At 55.9% G+C, this 16,807-nt stretch carries 10 protein-coding genes and 1 pseudogene; 4 read left to right on the top strand and 7 right to left on the bottom strand.

Annotated features, from left to right (window positions below; genetic code table 11):
- Positions 1 to 86 precede the first annotated feature (86 nt).
- Both NNL21_RS17680 and NNL21_RS17675 read right to left on the bottom strand, forming a co-directional pair.
- Positions 87 to 2,927, bottom strand: a complete 2,841-nt coding sequence (locus NNL21_RS17680) for a sensor histidine kinase (protein WP_204822184.1) — start codon at positions 2,925 to 2,927, stop codon at positions 87 to 89.
- Positions 2,924 to 4,276, bottom strand: coding sequence for a response regulator transcription factor (locus NNL21_RS17675; protein WP_256555342.1), 1,353 nt, complete (start codon positions 4,274 to 4,276; stop codon positions 2,924 to 2,926). Before NNL21_RS17675 ends, NNL21_RS17680 begins: the two co-directional genes overlap by 4 nt.
- A gap of 295 nt (positions 4,277 to 4,571) precedes the next feature.
- On the opposite strand from NNL21_RS17675, the gene NNL21_RS17670 reads away from it, so the two are divergent.
- Positions 4,572 to 6,089, top strand: coding sequence for an ADP-ribosylglycohydrolase family protein (locus NNL21_RS17670; protein WP_204822182.1), 1,518 nt, complete (start codon positions 4,572 to 4,574; stop codon positions 6,087 to 6,089).
- 537 nt (positions 6,090 to 6,626) lie between these two features.
- Here the strand turns inward: NNL21_RS17670 and NNL21_RS17665 are convergent.
- Positions 6,627 to 7,256, bottom strand: a complete 630-nt coding sequence (locus tag NNL21_RS17665; protein WP_204822181.1) for a TetR/AcrR family transcriptional regulator — start codon at positions 7,254 to 7,256, stop codon at positions 6,627 to 6,629.
- A gap of 152 nt (positions 7,257 to 7,408) precedes the next feature.
- Here NNL21_RS17665 and NNL21_RS17660 point away from each other — a divergent pair.
- Positions 7,409 to 7,991: pseudogene (locus NNL21_RS17660) on the top strand (hypothetical protein).
- Positions 7,988 to 8,623 carry a GNAT family N-acetyltransferase gene (locus NNL21_RS17655; RefSeq protein ID WP_204822180.1) on the top strand — a complete coding sequence of 212 codons (636 nt, stop codon included), beginning with the start codon at positions 7,988 to 7,990 and terminating at the stop codon, positions 8,621 to 8,623. Before NNL21_RS17660 ends, NNL21_RS17655 begins: the two are co-directional and overlap by 4 nt.
- A 230-nt stretch (positions 8,624 to 8,853) precedes the next feature.
- Here NNL21_RS17655 and araA read toward each other — a convergent pair whose 3' ends face one another.
- Together araA and NNL21_RS17645 are read right to left on the bottom strand one after the other, a co-directional pair.
- Complete coding sequence (araA, locus tag NNL21_RS17650; protein WP_204822179.1) at positions 8,854 to 10,347, bottom strand: L-arabinose isomerase; 1,494 nt, start codon at positions 10,345 to 10,347, stop codon at positions 8,854 to 8,856.
- A 41-nt stretch (positions 10,348 to 10,388) separates the two neighbouring features.
- Positions 10,389 to 11,264 (bottom strand): class II fructose-bisphosphate aldolase, encoded by an 876-nt coding sequence (locus NNL21_RS17645; RefSeq protein ID WP_204822178.1) that lies wholly within the window; start codon positions 11,262 to 11,264, stop codon positions 10,389 to 10,391.
- Positions 11,265 to 11,426: 162 nt separating this feature from the next.
- On the opposite strand from NNL21_RS17645, the gene NNL21_RS17640 reads away from it, so the two are divergent.
- Positions 11,427 to 12,920, top strand: a complete 1,494-nt coding sequence (locus NNL21_RS17640; RefSeq protein WP_204822177.1) for an FGGY-family carbohydrate kinase — start codon at positions 11,427 to 11,429, stop codon at positions 12,918 to 12,920.
- A 135-nt stretch (positions 12,921 to 13,055) separates the two neighbouring features.
- Here NNL21_RS17640 and NNL21_RS17635 read toward each other — a convergent pair whose 3' ends face one another.
- Positions 13,056 to 13,967: an NAD(P)-dependent alcohol dehydrogenase gene (locus NNL21_RS17635; protein WP_204822176.1), complete on the bottom strand. Its 912-nt coding sequence runs from the start codon at positions 13,965 to 13,967 to the stop codon at positions 13,056 to 13,058.
- Between the two features lie 84 nt (positions 13,968 to 14,051).
- Positions 14,052 to 16,736 (bottom strand): winged helix-turn-helix domain-containing protein, encoded by a 2,685-nt coding sequence (locus tag NNL21_RS17630; RefSeq protein ID WP_204822201.1) that lies wholly within the window; start codon positions 16,734 to 16,736, stop codon positions 14,052 to 14,054.
- Positions 16,737 to 16,807 lie beyond the last annotated feature (71 nt).

Genomic DNA, 16,807 nt, shown 5'->3' with positions numbered 1-16,807 from the left:
ACTGCGGCCGCAATTCCTAATGTAACTGTAACAAGAGCCTCTCCGGCCCTCAAGGAGAGAAAATTCACCGTTTTCTATCGTTTTTTTCATTCATTCTGCGGATTCGTTTGCGGAATCGTCAGCCGGATTGCCGTCCCTTCGAACCATTCGCTCTCGATTTTCATCCGGGATGCCCCGTCATAGAGCAGTCTTAGCCGATGGAATACGTTGCTTAGCCCGATGCCGGTACCGCCGCCCGCGTCCGCCGTTTCCCTGTCAGCGGGCCGGCTGCGCTCCCATTGCTCCGTGATCGCGTCCAACCGCTGCGCCTCGATGCCCATGCCGTTGTCTCTCACCGTGAGCAACAACTCCCCTTCGCTGAGCGAAGCGTCGATCCAGACCGTTCCGCTGCGGATCGAATTCAGAAATCCGTGCGTAATCGCGTTCTCGACTAAGGGCTGGAGAATGAATTTGATCGTCCGGCACTGAAGCGCGGCCTCGGAGACGTTCCATTCGACCGTGAATTTATTTTTGAAGCGGAATTCCTGAATAGCGATATAGTTTCGCGTATGCCGGATCTCTTCCGCCAGCGTCACGTAATGGCCCTCCTGTCCGATGCTGTAACGAAACAGATCGGCCAGTGCATATAACATGAAGCTCGCTTCTTCGTCCCCCGAACCGCTTGAGCGCATGCCGATGCTCTGCAGTGTGTTGTACAGAAAATGGGGATTGATTTGCAGCTGCAGCATATTCAGCTCGGCTTGCATGTTGAGCGAGAGCAGCTCTTGCTGTTTCATCCGGCTGAGACTGTTTTCCTCCGCAATGCGGATATTTTCCTCCATCAGTCCATTAATCCGCGCCAGCATCCGATTGTAATTGTCGATCAGCTCACCGATCTCGTCCCTGCCCTTCCCCCCGTACCGGATTTCACGGTCCATCTTCACTTCCTCGATTTGATGCTCCATCGCCAGCTTCAGATGCTCCAGCGAGCGAAGCAGCCATCTCGACAGCCCATATGCGAGCAGCATCGCGAGCGCCACGCTTGCGATAATGACGCTCGCGTAGCGGAAGATCAACGCTCGCTGTTTCGCATCCACCGCATCCGTGGACTCCATGAAATAGGTACGCCAGTTCCATTCCCGGTCCACGTTAACGAGCGCCACGCCGCGAACCCCGTTCACCTCGGCGTATTGCTGTGCATCCGGCACGAGCCCTTCCCATACCGACGGCTCTCCCGCCGCCATCTTTCTGAACGCATCGTTCTGAAAAAGCTGGTTCCCGCCTGCATCCAAGGTCGCCGTATACACGTCGTCCTGCGGTAAGCTCGACTGAAAAGCCGATTGAGCAAAGACGATCTGGATGTAGCCGACCGTGCGTGATGCCGGAGCACGGTTGTCGAACACGGCCTTGACGAGTGAGACCGTCTGCTGATTGTAGAGATCTCTCCCATTCGAGAGCCATACCGCCCGCCCGGCGCGGTCGATCCGCTCTCTCGTCGGGCCGTCCAGCGAGAGATAATTGAAGGACTCGGAATTTTGATTGGAGTAGATGCGCGTGCCAAGCAAATTGTACAGGACAAAGTACGAGGAATCGTTGATGCCCGAATACTGAAGAAAGGAAATGTCCGGCGCTTGCGGAGACCCGGACACCGAACCCAGACTCTCGTTGTTCAATTGTTGGATGAACGTTTGATTCAACGATAATTTCCGAATCAGATCCTCATAGATGACCGCCTGCCGGCGAATATTCAGCCCAACCTGGTCGGCATATTGTTTGACCGCCGGTTTCATCTGCTGCACGGCGAAGGCATGCAGAAATTGATGATAAGCAAAACCGGAAGAAACAGCCGGAATGCATACGGCAGCGAAAAATAGTACTACCAGTTTTTTCCGAAGGGAAAGGGGTGGCAGACGATGCTTTCCCCCGTCGTGCTTGCGCAAATATTGCAGCGGAAACAGCAGATGCTGCTTCGTCATCCGGTGCGACAGCTTACGAAACGGCAAGATCAGATAATGCGAATAGAGGAAGGTGATGACGAAGGTCATGATCGTGACCACAAGAAAGAAGATCAAATAGTTCAGCAAGAATCTTTCTTTGTTCGACTCCGTCTCCGCTCTTCTCTGCGTGTACATGGCCAGCTTCATGCCGGAAGCGTCGATCGTTTTCTCCTGTTGAATGACGTCGTCCCCAGCTAGCAGCGGCGTTCGGCCGATGCTCCGCCCGTCGTGATCCGTTAACGCGAACGAGGCATATGAATCAGCATGAACCAGCGAGCCGAGCAGGTTCTCCTTCAAGACCATGATCACGATGAACGATCTCGGATTGCTCTCGAAGACGCCTCCGTTCAGAATGACACGCCCCTCCAGCGCTTGTGCCAGCTTGCGGATGTCCTCCACCTGACGGGGCGACATCGCCGGGGAACTCCGTAGTCGGCCGGTCAGCTCCCCGGCGGCGAATACGACTGGGCGATTTCTCGTATACTGCAGGATCGGGAGCAGGTTGGATGAGGTCAGATCGTCGATCGACGGCGCGGTTTCCTCTGACATCCGGTCCTGGCCTGCGCGTATGACGACACTCTTCTGAAACGAGAAGTTGCCCAAAATATAGATCTCATCGACAAGACTATCGGATAACCGTATTTGACCCAGGACGGCATTCGCTCTATCTGTCTGCCGGGCGACAAACTCGGCATCCTTGAAACCTAAGTAGGAACCGACGTAGTCAGCCAGCTCCCCAGACTGCAGGAAGCTGAGCATGGAGGCCAACTGGCTGAAATAGGTCGCGACATTATGGCTGGCGGAATCGAGCAGCTTGGCCCTTGCTTGAGCGTCGATATCGCGGTCCATTCGTTCCGCCCCCAGAATCCCCATGGCGACCAGCACGATCTGGGTGCACAGCGACAGTCCGATGGAGGCTGCGATGATCCGTTTCCGATGGGTCCAATTCAATGCTCCCCCTCCCCGGCATTTCCGTGCAAGGATCGGAATTCATGCGGCGTATGACCGTTGTGCTTGCGGAACAGATCGACGAAGTAAGCGGGCGTGGAATATCCGACCATCTCTGATATTTCATAGACCTTGAAGGAGGTATGCCGCAGCAGCATGACCGCCTGCTCCATCCTGCGGGCCGTTAAATAGTGGATATAGTTTTTACCCGTCGTCTTGCGGAACAACGAGCTCAGATAGTTGGGATTGCAATGAATATGCTCCGCCACGTCCTGCAGCGAAATCGACCTTTCGAAATTGGCGTCGATAAATCGCTTCGCTTCTTCAATCATGCCAGCGGAGGCTGCCTCTCTCGCAGGAATTCCGTATCCATTGTCGGCTGTCCGCGCGAACTCGGCCTCTTGCCCGGGAGACAGATCCGGCGCGACAAGTGCGGCGCCCTTGCCCAAGTTGGCGTTCAAAGCGTCAGCAACGGCACGGCCGGATAGATGGATCTGCGAGAGGTCGCGAACGACGGGACCGATACCGTACGACACTGTAGACATAATCAGGCCTTGAAAGCGCTTTAGATTATTGGCAATTGCAGCCGCCTTGTCCGCCTTCATCGACGTTCCCACTTCCGAATCATCCAGAAGACCGCCGCCGGCGCACAGCAGACTGCATCTTCCCGTCGCCCGATCGATCCAATGATAGCCGTGCCCCACTCCGTCCCACATCTCGGTCAAAATATTGCCTAGCGCGAACAGGATCAAGTCCCATTCCCGATCCGAATAATAACGGGACTGTTCCTCCCTTCGGTCGATCCGAAGCATCCAGACGGCATATCGTCCTCCCTCCAACATCATCTCACTCTCTGAGCAGCCTTCCTCGATCTCATCCTGCGACAAGCGCTGGAAGAGAAGCCGCTGCAGGAAGCGCTGGCGCAGGAAGTGCGCGGAAAGCTTCGCCTTCCGCTCCAGAGCCGCCGTCCGGATCTCGATCAGCCGCTTGTCGTCCAGCTCCCGTACGATCCGCCCGAACGCCTCGTCGATGTCCGCTCTGCTTACCGGCTTCAGCAAGTAATCGGAGACGCCGTACCGAATCCCTTGACGGGCATACTGAAAATCATTGTAGCCTGTCAGGATGACGATTTTCATATAGGGAAACCGTTGAACGATCTGATGAATCAGCTCGAATCCGTCCATGAAGGGCATGCGGATATCAGTGAGCAAAATATCCGCCGGTTCGCTGAACAATCGTTGGCAAGCCGTCAAGCCGTTCTCGCAGCTCCCGGCCACGCGAATGCCCACCCTCTCCCAATCGTAGGCTTCCAATCCTCTGCGGATTTCCTCTTCGTCGTCTACAATCAGCATGTTATACACCGCAATCACCGCCTTGTCGAATTAGGGAAGTTTATTGTGTTTGTGTATCGGTTGCAATCCCGTCAACGGCCGCTTCCGTACCGGTTCATTTTGCCGAATAGGTTCTCGGCGTTTGTGTCCCTTTTCGACAAATTTTCGCTGAACTCCTTCCTATTCACGGCTCGGCATACCGCCGAACGAAAACTTCTTCATTTTCCGATACAAACAGGCGAAAATATCGATATTTCCAAACGAAATACCGGTGCTATAATCGGGTGGAACGTTTTTTGCAGAGAGGATGACAGACATGATACTAAACGAAACCGAATACCGAAATAAGGTGCTTGGCTGTTGGATGGGGAAAAATATTGGCGGAACGCTCGGCGCTCCTTTTGAGTTCATGCGGCAGATCAACCGCGTTTCGTTCTACACGCAGGAGCTCGACGGCAGCCCCGTGCCGAACGATGATCTCGATATCCAGCTGCTGTGGCTGATCGCTCTCGAAGAGAAGGGCATCGACTTGAACGCGCGGCTGCTAGGCGAGTATTGGCTGCACTATGTCACGCCCCACTGGGCTGAATACGGCATCGCCAAGGTGAATATGCGCGCAGGTCTGCTGCCACCGCTGAGCGGTACGGCCAATAACGTGTTCAAGCATAGCAACGGCGCGTTCATCCGTTCCGAGATATGGGCTTGTATCGCACCAGGTTATCCCGAGCTGGCCGCACGTTATGCATACCAGGACGCCATCATCGATCATGGCAACGGGGAAGGCGTCTATGCGGAGGTGTTCTGTGCCGCGCTGGAGAGCGCCGCCTTCGTCGAGCGGAATATCGAAACGCTCATTGCGATAGGCCTGTCCTATATTCCGGAAGATTGCGGCGTCGCGCTTGCGATCCGGCATGTGATTCAATCCTTCCGCCAAGGCCTGACCTGGGAAGAGGCGCGGGACGATCTGCTTCGCCATCACCGGGGCAAGTATGCCGTATGGGCGGGCATTTCCCTGGAGGACGAGGAGAAAGGGTTTAAGGACGGCATTCCAGGCTGGGATGCGCCTTCCAATCTTGGGATCGTTATTCTCGGCCTGCTGTACGGGGAGGGCGATTTCGACAAGACGCTTTGCACGGCGGTCAATTGCGGGGAAGACACGGACTGTACGGCCGCAACCTTGGGGGCGCTGTTCGGTATCATGTACGGTCTGGAGGCCATACCTAAGCGCTGGATTACGCCGATCGGCGCTGGCATCAAGACGGCTTGTTTGAATCTGGGGGAGCTGGGGGTTTACGGGGATCAGCTGCCAGCCGATATCCATCAATTAACGGATCGGGTCACGGTCGTAGCTAAGCGGGTGATCGCCGGAAAAACGAGCCCGCTAATTCTGTCGGACGAGCCGACGCAATTGGCGGACATGCACGCAGAGTTATTGTATGACCATGAAGGCAAGTTCCAATCGATCTATGCCGGGTCGTCAGGCACCGCATTCCGGTTCGACTTCTTCGAGGTCGTTGTGGATTACGGCGAGGAAGGCGCTGTCATCCATGCGGGAGAACCGAAGACGATCCGCCTGATCGTCCACAACCATTATAAAATATCGGATATTCTCAACATCCGCTGGTACGGTCCCGACGGCTTCAACCTATCACCGGCGGGAACGGCGAAGCTATTCTCCGCCATCTATCCGGACACGACCCGGGACATTTCGTTCGAAGTCTCGCTTGCCAGTCCGCTGGGGACGAATCGCTTCGTCGTCGAGCTGACCCTGGACGGACGGAATACGGTTATGCTGGTGCCCGTCGTTCTGCTTGGGAACCATCGGTCGGTTTAACCGCGCTCGCCTTGTCCGATTCCCGCCCGGCAGTCTCGGCGCCGCCGTCCGCGAACGCTTCGCGACGGCGGCGAACGCTTCCCATGCTTCATCCTTCAATACCGGATCTCGAATTCGTTCACCCGTCCACGTCATACGCCCGGTGCGTCAGGACGTTCCGGTCGACGCGAATGCCCGCGTACATCCGCCTGCCGTTCTGGAAGTGAACGCGGTGATAAAATTGATCGTCCTTCTTCGCGTTTCGTCCTCTTCTTCAAACGAAGACGAATCTGAAACGACCAAGCGACGCTAACATCGACGGCTCTTGGGTTAGCTTGCCCTGGCATGCGGACCCAGGAGCCGTTATTTTCTCCAATCGGCCCGGTTTGCGCTCGCTTGTGGACCGACGATCCGTTATTTGCCCTCTATTCGCAGAAATCGGGCCAAAACTTCGATTCGACAACGCGGAGCCTTTATGACAAGTCTATGAGCCATGTTTACAGCAGCTGGCGGTAGGATGAAATAAACTCCTTCTTCCCGACACTTCGACGCTGCGATTCAATCGTCTGAACTGCGCTCGCCGCCATCTCCATCCTTGCTTTGGCCGACTAGACCGTAGAAAAACAGCTCCATCAGTCGCTCGATATGCCGATCCGACCGGCCGGATCCATCCGCGCTCCATAACCGTTCCAGTTCGTTTTTGTACATCGTGAAGTAGATCGCCGCAACCTCATCCGGTAATTCCTCGCGGACATAGCCCTCCCGCTTGCCAAGCGCCACATAGTGCCGGAAGAACGCCCCCACCTTCTCCTCCGCGTAACGCTCCATCATGCCGGCCAGCCTCCCCTGCTCCGAATGCGGAACTTGACCGAGCTCGTCCGACAGAAACTTCACGTTCCCGGCTTCCAGCAGCATGATCCGCTTGGTCTTCTCGGGGAAGGACAGCACAGAATCCAGAAGAATCGCCTCGTATCGTGCCAGCTGCTTGTCCATCCAATGTCTCAGCATGTCGATATACAGCCGTTCTTTCGTGCCGAAGTAATTGTAAATGGTGGCGGGAGACACGTTCGCTTGCTCCGCGATCTCGTTCACGCTGACTTTCGAAAAACCGTATTGCGAAAACATTCGAAAAGCGACGTCGAAGATTTGCTCCGTTTTATTCCGCTTTCTTCGCTCGAAACCGTTCATTTCCTCACCTCGCTTGTAGTTTAACTGAAGTTATGGAGTGAATCAATAAAACTAATACAAAACTATTGAATTCCCGACGTTTCCATAGTTATAATAATTTTATAGTATATTGATACATATACTACAAAATTAAGCGACGGGAGTGCAGCAACATGAAATCGATACGGATCCCTTCATTTCTGCATGATGTTTTCGGAGAACGACAAGCGGCCGGGGCCATTGCCGCCATCCTGCTTTTTGGGGGAGGGCTGACCGCGGCGCTGTATCTCGCTTTTTCCCGAGCTTGGCGAACGGCTGCCGCTATGGCGCGGCCTGACGGCGCTGCTGCTCGTTTTCGACATCTTCGCCGGCTGCATCGCCAACTTCACCGCTTCCACCAGCAACTTCTACGCGGCGCGCAAGACCAACCGCATCGTCTTCATTGCCGTGCACGTCCATATTATCGCGATTGCGCTTTTGCTGCAGACCGACATCCGGTATTCGGTCGGCATATGGGCTTATACGATCTGCGGGGCGTTTCTGGTCAATGCGCTCATCGGCAAGCACTCCCAACTGACGGTCGCGGCCTTGCTGCTCGCGGCCGGCATCGGCGTCATGCCGCTGCTGCCCGGCATTCAGCCGCATATGCTGACGATCGGTCTGCTCTTTATGCTGAAAGTGCTGTTCGGTTTCGCGGTCGACCACTACGGGATAATGGCGAAGAAGAACGGGGAAGGGGAGTCTGGGGGAGCATGAGCCATGCGTACGAACCGGTCCGGCTGGCCGAGGCGGACAAACGATCGTTCGTCTCGCTCATCAGTCGGGCGTTTGCCGGCGACCCTTTATTTCTGCATGTTTTCGGCGATTCGGAGCGCGACGGCATCGCGGCGTCGCGCGTGAAAACTTTTGCCTCCTTCATGTTCGACAAGAGCTTTCTGCTGGAGGAGGAGATTAGGGGCGTCTTCGAGAATGACCGGTTGCTCGGCGCCTACATCGTGGAGAAACCGCGGACGCCAAGCCTTCGGCTTCGAGTTCGGGAATGCTCGCTAGTCCGCTTGCTGATTCGGTTGTGGCGGCAAACGTCCGGAAGGACGGTAATCCGGCTGAACGGCTACATGAAAGCGACCCGTGACGCCGCCCCTCCGTGGCCCCACCACTATCTCATCATGATCGGCGTCGATCCGGAGACGCAAGGCAGGGGGATCGGCCGCCTGCTGCTGGACCACCTGTTGAAATCGACGCATGAAGACCGCCGTTCCCGAGGCGTGGCGCTGGACACCGAGAACGTCCGTAATGTCGCGTTCTATCAAAAATTCGGATTCGTGCTCGGCTCGGAGACGAAGAGCGGCGATTTGCGGGTATTTTGCATGCACTACTATATCAAGTAAACAACAAGCCCCCGGATCCGCTGACGTAGGCGGTTCCGGGGGCTTGGCGCGAGTCGTGCAATTGCCTCTTCGGCAATTGCAGAGGCCTGGCTCGCATAAGAGCTGCCGCAATTGCTTTCGGAGCATTTACGGCAGCCCCCTCCGGCCATTCGACCGGGGTCAGGGACATGCAATTGCTATTCGTGCAATTGCAAACGACCTGGTCTGCCTGCCCGCTGGCGCTTTTTCTGTTACCGGTTCAACCGATAGTACAGATCGTTCCAGCGCAGCTCGTTCTCGAGGCTCTGGATCGTGGTCGTACCGTTGATGACGACACATTCGATGCCGGCCATCTTCGCCCAGTCGGCCATTTGCTCGGCCGTTACGTTCAGCGAGAAGCCGAAGTGATGCGCGCCGCCTGCCGTGATCCACGCTTCCGCCGCGCTCTCCAGCGAAGGCTCGGGCTTCCACAGCACGCGGGCTACCGGCAAATTCGGCATCGGCTGCTCGTTCTTCACCGCCTGCACCTCGTTCACGATCAAGCGGAAGCGATCGCCTAGATCCACGACCGTCGCATTGATCGCCCGTCCCTCGACGCCGTCGAAGATCAGGCGGGCCGGGTCCGCTTTGCCGCCCACGAACAACGGATGCACCTCGATCTTTGGCTTGCCGGCCGACAGCGTCGGACAGATCTCGAGCATGTGAGAGCCCAGTACCATCGCGTTGCCCGGTTCCATATGGTACGTATAGTCTTCCATGAAGGAAGTCTCTTTGTTGCCCGCCATCACCTTCATCATCCGGACGAGCGCCGCCGTCTTCCAGTCGCCTTCCGCTCCGAAGCCGTAGCCGGCCGCCATCAGCCGTTGAGCGGCCAGACCCGGCAGCTGCTTCAAGCCGTGCAAATCCTGGAAGCTCGTGACAAACGCACTGTAGCCGCCTTCTTGCAGGAAGGCTTTCAGCCCGAGCTCGATGCGAGCCTGCTCTGCAATGGCCTCCCGCTGCGTGCCGTCGCGCAGTCCTTCCGCCGAAAAGTCGTACAGCTCCGCATACTCGTCCATCAGCTCACGCACCGCGGAATCGCCGATCTCCTGCACGCGCTCCGCCAGATCGCCAGCGGGATAACCGTTGACCGTCCAGCCGAACTGGATCTGGCCTTCCACCTTGTCGCCTTCGGTCACGGCGACGTAACGCATGTTGTCGCCGAATCGGGCGATCTTCATCGTCTGGCCTTCCGTGAAGCCCGCTGCAGTACGCATCCAGGAGCCGATACGCGCGCGCGTTCCCTCTTCCTTCCAATGGCCGGCGACGATCTTGCGGGCGATGCCCAGACGCGCTCCGATGAAGCCGAACTCGCGGTCGCCATGCGCCGCCTGGTTCAAGTTCATGAAATCCATGTCGATGCTGTCCCAAGGAATGCCGACATTGAACTGCGTATGCAGATGAAGCAGAGGCTTAATAAGCTGCTTCAGGCCGGAAATCCACATTTTGGCCGGGGAAAAGGTGTGCATCCAGGCGATGACGCCCGCGCATTCCGGATGCGCGTTGGCTTCCAGACAGACGGCGCGGATCGCCTCCGGCGTCGTGACGACGGATTTCCAGACGATCGGATAAGGCATGGCCTCGTCGCGGTTCAGCTCGGCGACCATCTCTTTGGCGTTCAGCTCCACTTGATCCAGCACTTCCTGGCCGTACAAGCCTTGACTGCCCGCCACGAACCAGAATTGATACGGTTTCGTTTGCAACATTCGAATTACCTCCCGAGAATATGTAATCGTATAAGGACGGATCAGGCTTTGCCGCTGCTTCGGAACGTGTGCATAATGCCTTGGGCGTCCTCCTGCAGGTCGCCGATCACGTTCATCATAAATTCGTGATAAAACATCTTCTCCTCGCTCTGCGCGAAGCGCTCCCGCGCACGGTCCATCACCTTCAACGCCATGCCGGTGTAGTAGTTGATCTTGGCGACGCCCTGATCGATCGAACGTTGGAAATCGTCGTCCGACAGCCCGGACCCGCCATGCATGACGATCGGTACGCCAGCCTTCCGGTTAATCTCCCCGAGCCGCTCCAGGTCCAGCTGCGGTTTCTTCAAATATACGCCATGGACGGTGCCGAACGCTGCCGCCAGCGCATCGATGCCGGTCCGCTCGACGAATTCGCGCGCCTGATCCGGATCGGTATAGAGTGTCGTATCGTCGATGATAGAATCGTCATCGTCGCCCTCCGCGCCGCCGCTCTTGGGACGGGTCACGTAGCCCAGCTCTCCTTCCACAGACACGTCCAGCGTCCTCGCGATCTTCACGATCTCCGCGGTTCGGCGCACATTCTCCTCATACTCGTATTCCGAGCCGTCGAACATGATGGCATTGAAGCCCATATGCATCGCCTGGGTCACGGCCGAGAAGCTCTTCCCGTGGTCCAGCAGAATGCTCACCGGCACTTTCGCTTTGTTCATTGCCTCCACCATAATCGGCGCGATCTGAGCAAGGGGGGTGTACTTAAAATGAATTTCGGCGTGGCAGAGGATGACAGGCGAACGCGCCTCCTCCGCAGCTTGAATGATACCCCGGACCATATCCAAATTGATGGCATTGAAACAAGGAACGGCATAGCCGCGCTTGGATGCGTCACGAAGCAGCTCTCCCATAGAAACTTTCGACATATTGTTCTTTCACCTGCTCTTTCCTGTGATGACGATATTACACTTTATTTCTCATATTTATTTTAGTTTAATTTTATGGATTTTTCAACAAAAATATTATACAAATAAACCATAAATGATTATAATCATTTTATATAGAGCCACTATGGAAGGAGCACTGCAATGTCATTCATCGGATTGGATATCGGAACGACGGGATGCAAATCGTCCCTATTCGACCAAGAAGGCCGCATCCTGTCCTCGGCCTACCGGGAATACCCGCTGGAGTATCCGAAGCCGGGTCACTATGAGCTGGATCCGAGGCGGGTGTGGGAAGCTGTCCGTACCATACTTGAAGAGACGATGGCCTCTCAGAACGGTATAAGAGTTCAAGCCCTCAGCATTTCATCCCTGGGCGAGACATTCGTTCCCGTCGACCGGGAGGGCCGCGCCCTGGCCAGCGGCATCCTGTACACGGATGTACGCGGCAGAGAAGAAACCGCTATTCTGGAGCGCAAGCTAGGCAAGCGGCGCATCATGGAGCTGGCGGGCGTGCCCGTTCACCCGATGTTTTCGCTGCCGAAGATGATGTGGATCAAGACACATCAACCGGATGTGTATGCGCGCACATGGAAATTCATGCTCTTCGGCGATTATATCGCCTACCTGCTTACAGGTGCCGCCACATGCAATCATTCCCTTGCCTCAAGAACGATGGCCTTTAACGTTTCGAACAAAAGCTGGGAGCCGGTGCTGCTCGAAGCGGCCGGCATCGAACTGGCGCTCTTGCCCGACCTGATCCAGCCCGGAGGCATTATCGGCCAGGTTCGTCAGGACCTCGCGGTTACGCTCGGCTTGCAGCCGGATACGCTGGTCGTAGCCGGCGGCCATGATCAGGCTTGCGCGGCGCTCGGCGCGGGCATCATGCGCGACAATCAGGCGATCGACGGCATCGGAACAGTGGAATGCATCACCCCGGCCTATTCGTCGCCCGTTCTGAACGAGACGATGCTGAGCCATCAGTTTAACTGTGCCCCCCATGTCATCGAAGATATGTATTTGACGTATGCGTTTAATTTTACGGGAGGCTCTCTGCTGAAGTGGTACCGCGACCATTGGGGACGCCACGCGGAGGAGGAAGCAAGGAAGGCCGGACTGGGCGTATACGACTACTTGACCTCGACCGCCCATGCGTCGCCGACCGATCTGCTGGTCGTGCCCCATTTCGCCGGATCGGGCACACCCTTCATGAATCCCGAAGCGAAGGGTGTCATCTACGGGCTGACGCTCGATACCAATGCCGGACAGCTGTACCGGGCGCTGCTGGAAGGCGTGACGTATGAGATGCGCTACAATCTGGAGTGCCTCTCGGAGGCCGGGATCCCGATCGATACGCTGCGCGCGGTCGGCGGAGGGGCCAAATCCGATCTGTGGCTGCAGATCAAAGCCGATATCATGAACCGCCCCATCGAACGGCTGAACGTCAGCGAAGCCGGCACGGTCGGCGCCATCATGCTGGCGGGCAAAGCGGCCGGCGCGTACCGCTCCTTCGACGAGGCCGCCTCCGTCCTCGTCAAGCCGGACCGCACGTTCCATCCCGGTAAGCCGAATACGGAGCTTTATCAGGATCGATACGAGAAATACAAGAAGCTGCTCATTTCGCTGAGCAACCTGTAAGGAGTTCCGTCCTTTATGAAAACGTGCAGGGGCGATGTATGACTTCGGCTTCGCCGGCAAGCATTCGCATCCGTTATCCGCCTGCCAAAAAAAGCCGTTAAACACTTGGGACACCTTGTGTTTAGCGGCTTTTAGTTATGACACCGAGATGACTACATTTCCCTTTTTATGCCCCGTCTCTACATAACGGTGAGCATCCGGAATCCGTTCCAGCGGATAGCGTCTATCGATGACCGAATGGAGCTTTCCCGATTCCATAAGCTCTTTAAGGAGAACCAAATCCTCTGTGCGTTCCTTGGCAATCCCTTGCCCATCAACAGTGACGTATGACCCGCTCTGCGTCAGAGCCTGCTTACATTTGGATTTGGAGATTTTTCCGACTGCATCGAAGATCATGTCATAATGCTCGCCTGTTCTCGTGAAATCCGCTTTCGTGTAATCCACGACCTTATCGGCTCCCAGAGATTTCACTAATTCTAGGTTTGCTGTGCTGCATACCCCTGTCACTTCGGCGCCGAAATACTTGGCAAGCTGCACCGCGGAAGTTCCTACCGCTCCGGAAGCACCATAGATTAGAACGCTTTGACCGCTGCGGATATTCCCTTTTCTAAGAAAATGTAAGGCTGTCGTTCCCCCGAAGGGAATGGCTGCAGCTTCCTCGTAAGTCGCATTCATTGGCTTTAAGGCTATAATTCCGTCTTCAGGCAAGCATATATACTCGGCATGAGCACCAAAGCGCATCCCGCTCATGGCATAGACCTGGTCGCCTTTCTTGAATCGCTTTACCCCCTGCCCGACAGCTTCGACTTCCCCGGCTAGCTCCACGCCCAGTATAGGTTTTCTTGGTTTTGTGAGGCCTAAGAATAATCGCATGGGGATCCAGAATAAGAGCGGGCTATTAAAACCTCGAACTCTACAGTCCCCTGACGTTACGGTTGTCGCGTGAACCTTGATTAATATTTCCTTGTACGAAGGTGAAGGCTTCTCTACCTCCCTAAGCTCCAGAACATCCGGCGATCCGTATTTTGTGCATATTATCGCTTTCATGTGATTCCTCCAAACCTCAAGTTGCAACTAGTATAGCGGCACCAAGGGATTGGGATGTAGCTACTAAAGTATGGTTTTGGACATTCACAACAGACCCAGCTGGCGGGCGCGCGCAACAGCTTCGGTGCGCCGTTTCACCTGCAGCTTGTCAAAGATCATCTGGTTATGCCCCTTAACCGTGGTCAATGCAATGAAAAGACGCTCGCTAATTCCGCGATTCGAGAGACCTTCTGCAATGAGCCGCAGCACTTCCAGCTCCCGGCTGCTGAGTGGCTCAATGAGGGACTTTGCAGGCTCGACTTGATGCGGAGGGATTTGGACTTCACTTCTCCCTCCCTCAGCTTCAAATTCAGCCAGCAGCCTGCCTATATCGCTGGGCATCCTTCCACTATCAGCCGTTTCGCGCAGCAGCTTATACATCGGAATCCCTTCGTCGACAAAAATCCGGATGAAGCCGCCAGACTCCGCTATCGTCAGAGCATCCACAATAAGCTGCATAGCCGCGAGCTTGTCGCCATGCGCATGCAGAGCAACCGCCTGCAATACCATGACCTTGAGCCGTTCGTCCGCATAGCCCTTAGCCTCCGCTTGCTCCCGCAACGAATGAAGCATCGCCAATGCTGAGGAAGTGTCTCCCTGAGCAAGGCGCACCCGAGCCTGGCTGATGGGAAGCTCGTGCTTCTGTGCCAGCTGGGTGGCAGCCGCCGGATTGCCCTGGTGAAGCAGGACCAGCACTTGAGCCGCAGCAATATGGGGCACCTGATTCATGAAATTGTGCTGATTGGCAGAATGTTGAGTCTTCGCTAGAATAGCGTACGCACTGCTGGCCTCCCCCAGCGCAAGCTTCAGCCTTGCGAGAAACAGCTCACCGGCAACGACTCTGTCCGTTTGTTCAAACTGCCGTGCCAGTTGAATGCTGATTTGTCCATGCTGTAGGGCGGCATCCAGATCATTCCATTCATAGCAGATACGGGCCAAGCCCAGATGTGCTTCGCAAGCGGCCGGCAGCGGCGGATTGCCTGCCATCGTCAGGACACTTCTGTAGGTCTCAGCCGCCGTATGGAGCTGATTATCTGTTTCCTGAATCATCCCTAGGCCAAGTGATGCCATAATGGTGACTATAACATGCCCGATCCGCTGACTGTGCGATAATGCTTCCGTATAAGCCTTGCTCGCCGCAGCACGATCCCCTTGAAGCTGGTAGGCGTATCCCAGCGTCCATGTCGTGGACGTCCGGACAGGCATGTTATTGGGGTGCAGGTACCGGAGGGCACGGCGCGACTCGGCCATGATCGCATCGGCCTGATGCTTGCTGACAGCGAGCGAAGCGCGTATAGCCGCAATATGTCCAATTAGATCTTGGATCTTGTCGTTCTGCTCTACATGCTGCAGTGCTTTTTCCGCAGCCTGCAGTTTCGGTTCAACGACGGTTGTGCAGCCCGTCATCAGCAAGGCAGAGGCATAGATCACCCACAGCGAGGGATTCGCGTTAAGTTCCTCGTCTGGCAATGAAGCCAGCCAAGTCATGACTGGGATCACCGCTCCGCGAAAGAGCAGGGGCATCCCCTCCCCCTCTATCAGACGGGCGGCGCGCCGGATATCCTTGGCGGCAGCGGCATGGTGAAAGGCTTCAATCGCAAAGCCATTGTCTTCGTGCCAGATGCTGGCACGTATATGTAATGCGGCTATTTCTGCTGCGGCCTGCTCCGCATCCCCGTTACTCGAGGTGGTGATGCTCTGCTCAAGCCGGCTCCGCAGCAAATCGGCAAAGAGATGGTGATAACGGTACCAGCGCCGCTCGTTATCAAGCGGGACAATGAATAGATTGGTACGCTCGAGATACTCCAAGATTTCCTGCCCGGAAGCTAAGAGAGCGAGATGCTCCTCCGCTCCTTGAAGAACGGCTTCGCAAAGTGGTCCGCACAACCGGTCCAGGATCGAGGTGCGCAGCAAGAAAGTCTGAATACTCGCGGATTGCAGCTGAAGCACTTCTTCAATTAAGTAGTCCAATACAGAATGGTGGCTGCCGGTGAAAGCTTGAATATAAGCTGCCGGATCTTGATGTCCTTGGACAGAGAGCGCGGCTAATTGCAGACCGGCAATCCAGCCTTCCGTTCGGGCTTCCAGCAGCGCGACGTCTTCCGATCGAAGGTTAAGACCCATCACTTGGCTTACAAATACAGCGGCCTCATCGAGAGTGAAACGCAATTCCGCGGCCCGCACTTCCGTCAATTGGTTCCTGACGCGCAGCCGGGCCAGAGGCAGCTCGGGATCCTCGCGGGTAGCAATAACCATATGCATCTGCGGCGGCATGCGCTCGATTAGGAAGCTGACAGCATGGTTTATCGATCTGTCATCAATAACGTGGTAATCATCCAGAACGAGTACGAAGTGATCCGGAATGTCGCAGATTTCATTGACCAAAGGCGTTATGATCGATTCCGCCGGCGGCAGCTGAGGGGACTGGAGCACACCAAGCACACCCTCTCCAATATGCCCTGCAATCGTCTGCAATGCAGCGATGAGGTATGTCAGAAATCGTGCGGGGTCATTATCTCTCTCATCCAGCGACAGCCAGGCGGCAGACTGCGGGCAGCCGGCGAGCCATTCGCTGACAAGCGTCGTTTTACCATAGCCTGCGGAAGCAGAGACGAGGGTCAGTCTGCGATTCAGTCCCTCGTTCAGATGCTCGATCAGGCGGGGGCGGACAACCGCTTTAGGCCGGGGCGGGGGGATATATAGTTTGGTCGAAAGAATGGATGTGGACATCATAACCACCGTTCTACGCCGTCAATTGACGAGGTTTGATAGGAATCATTATTATGTTCGACAGTTCATTC

The organism is Paenibacillus mendelii, from assembly GCF_024498075.1.
Taxonomy (GTDB): domain Bacteria; phylum Bacillota; class Bacilli; order Paenibacillales; family Paenibacillaceae; genus Paenibacillus_Z; species Paenibacillus_Z mendelii.
Note: the sequence above shows the minus strand (reverse complement) of the source record. Positions and strands in the feature narration are given on the sequence as shown.

Coding starts and splice junctions, on each gene's coding strand:
- NNL21_RS17675 (WP_256555342.1), bottom strand. CDS start 4,276: ATGCTGATTGTAGACGACGAAGAGGAAATCCGCAGAGGATTGGAAGCC.
- NNL21_RS17670 (WP_204822182.1), top strand. CDS start 4,572: ATGATACTAAACGAAACCGAATACCGAAATAAGGTGCTTGGCTGTTGG.
- NNL21_RS17665 (WP_204822181.1), bottom strand. CDS start 7,256: ATGAACGGTTTCGAGCGAAGAAAGCGGAATAAAACGGAGCAAATCTTC.
- NNL21_RS17655 (WP_204822180.1), top strand. CDS start 7,988: ATGAGCCATGCGTACGAACCGGTCCGGCTGGCCGAGGCGGACAAACGA.
- araA (WP_204822179.1), bottom strand. CDS start 10,347: ATGTTGCAAACGAAACCGTATCAATTCTGGTTCGTGGCGGGCAGTCAA.
- NNL21_RS17645 (WP_204822178.1), bottom strand. CDS start 11,264: ATGTCGAAAGTTTCTATGGGAGAGCTGCTTCGTGACGCATCCAAGCGC.
- NNL21_RS17640 (WP_204822177.1), top strand. CDS start 11,427: ATGTCATTCATCGGATTGGATATCGGAACGACGGGATGCAAATCGTCC.
- NNL21_RS17635 (WP_204822176.1), bottom strand. CDS start 13,967: ATGAAAGCGATAATATGCACAAAATACGGATCGCCGGATGTTCTGGAG.
- NNL21_RS17630 (WP_204822201.1), bottom strand. CDS start 16,736: ATGTCCACATCCATTCTTTCGACCAAACTATATATCCCCCCGCCCCGG.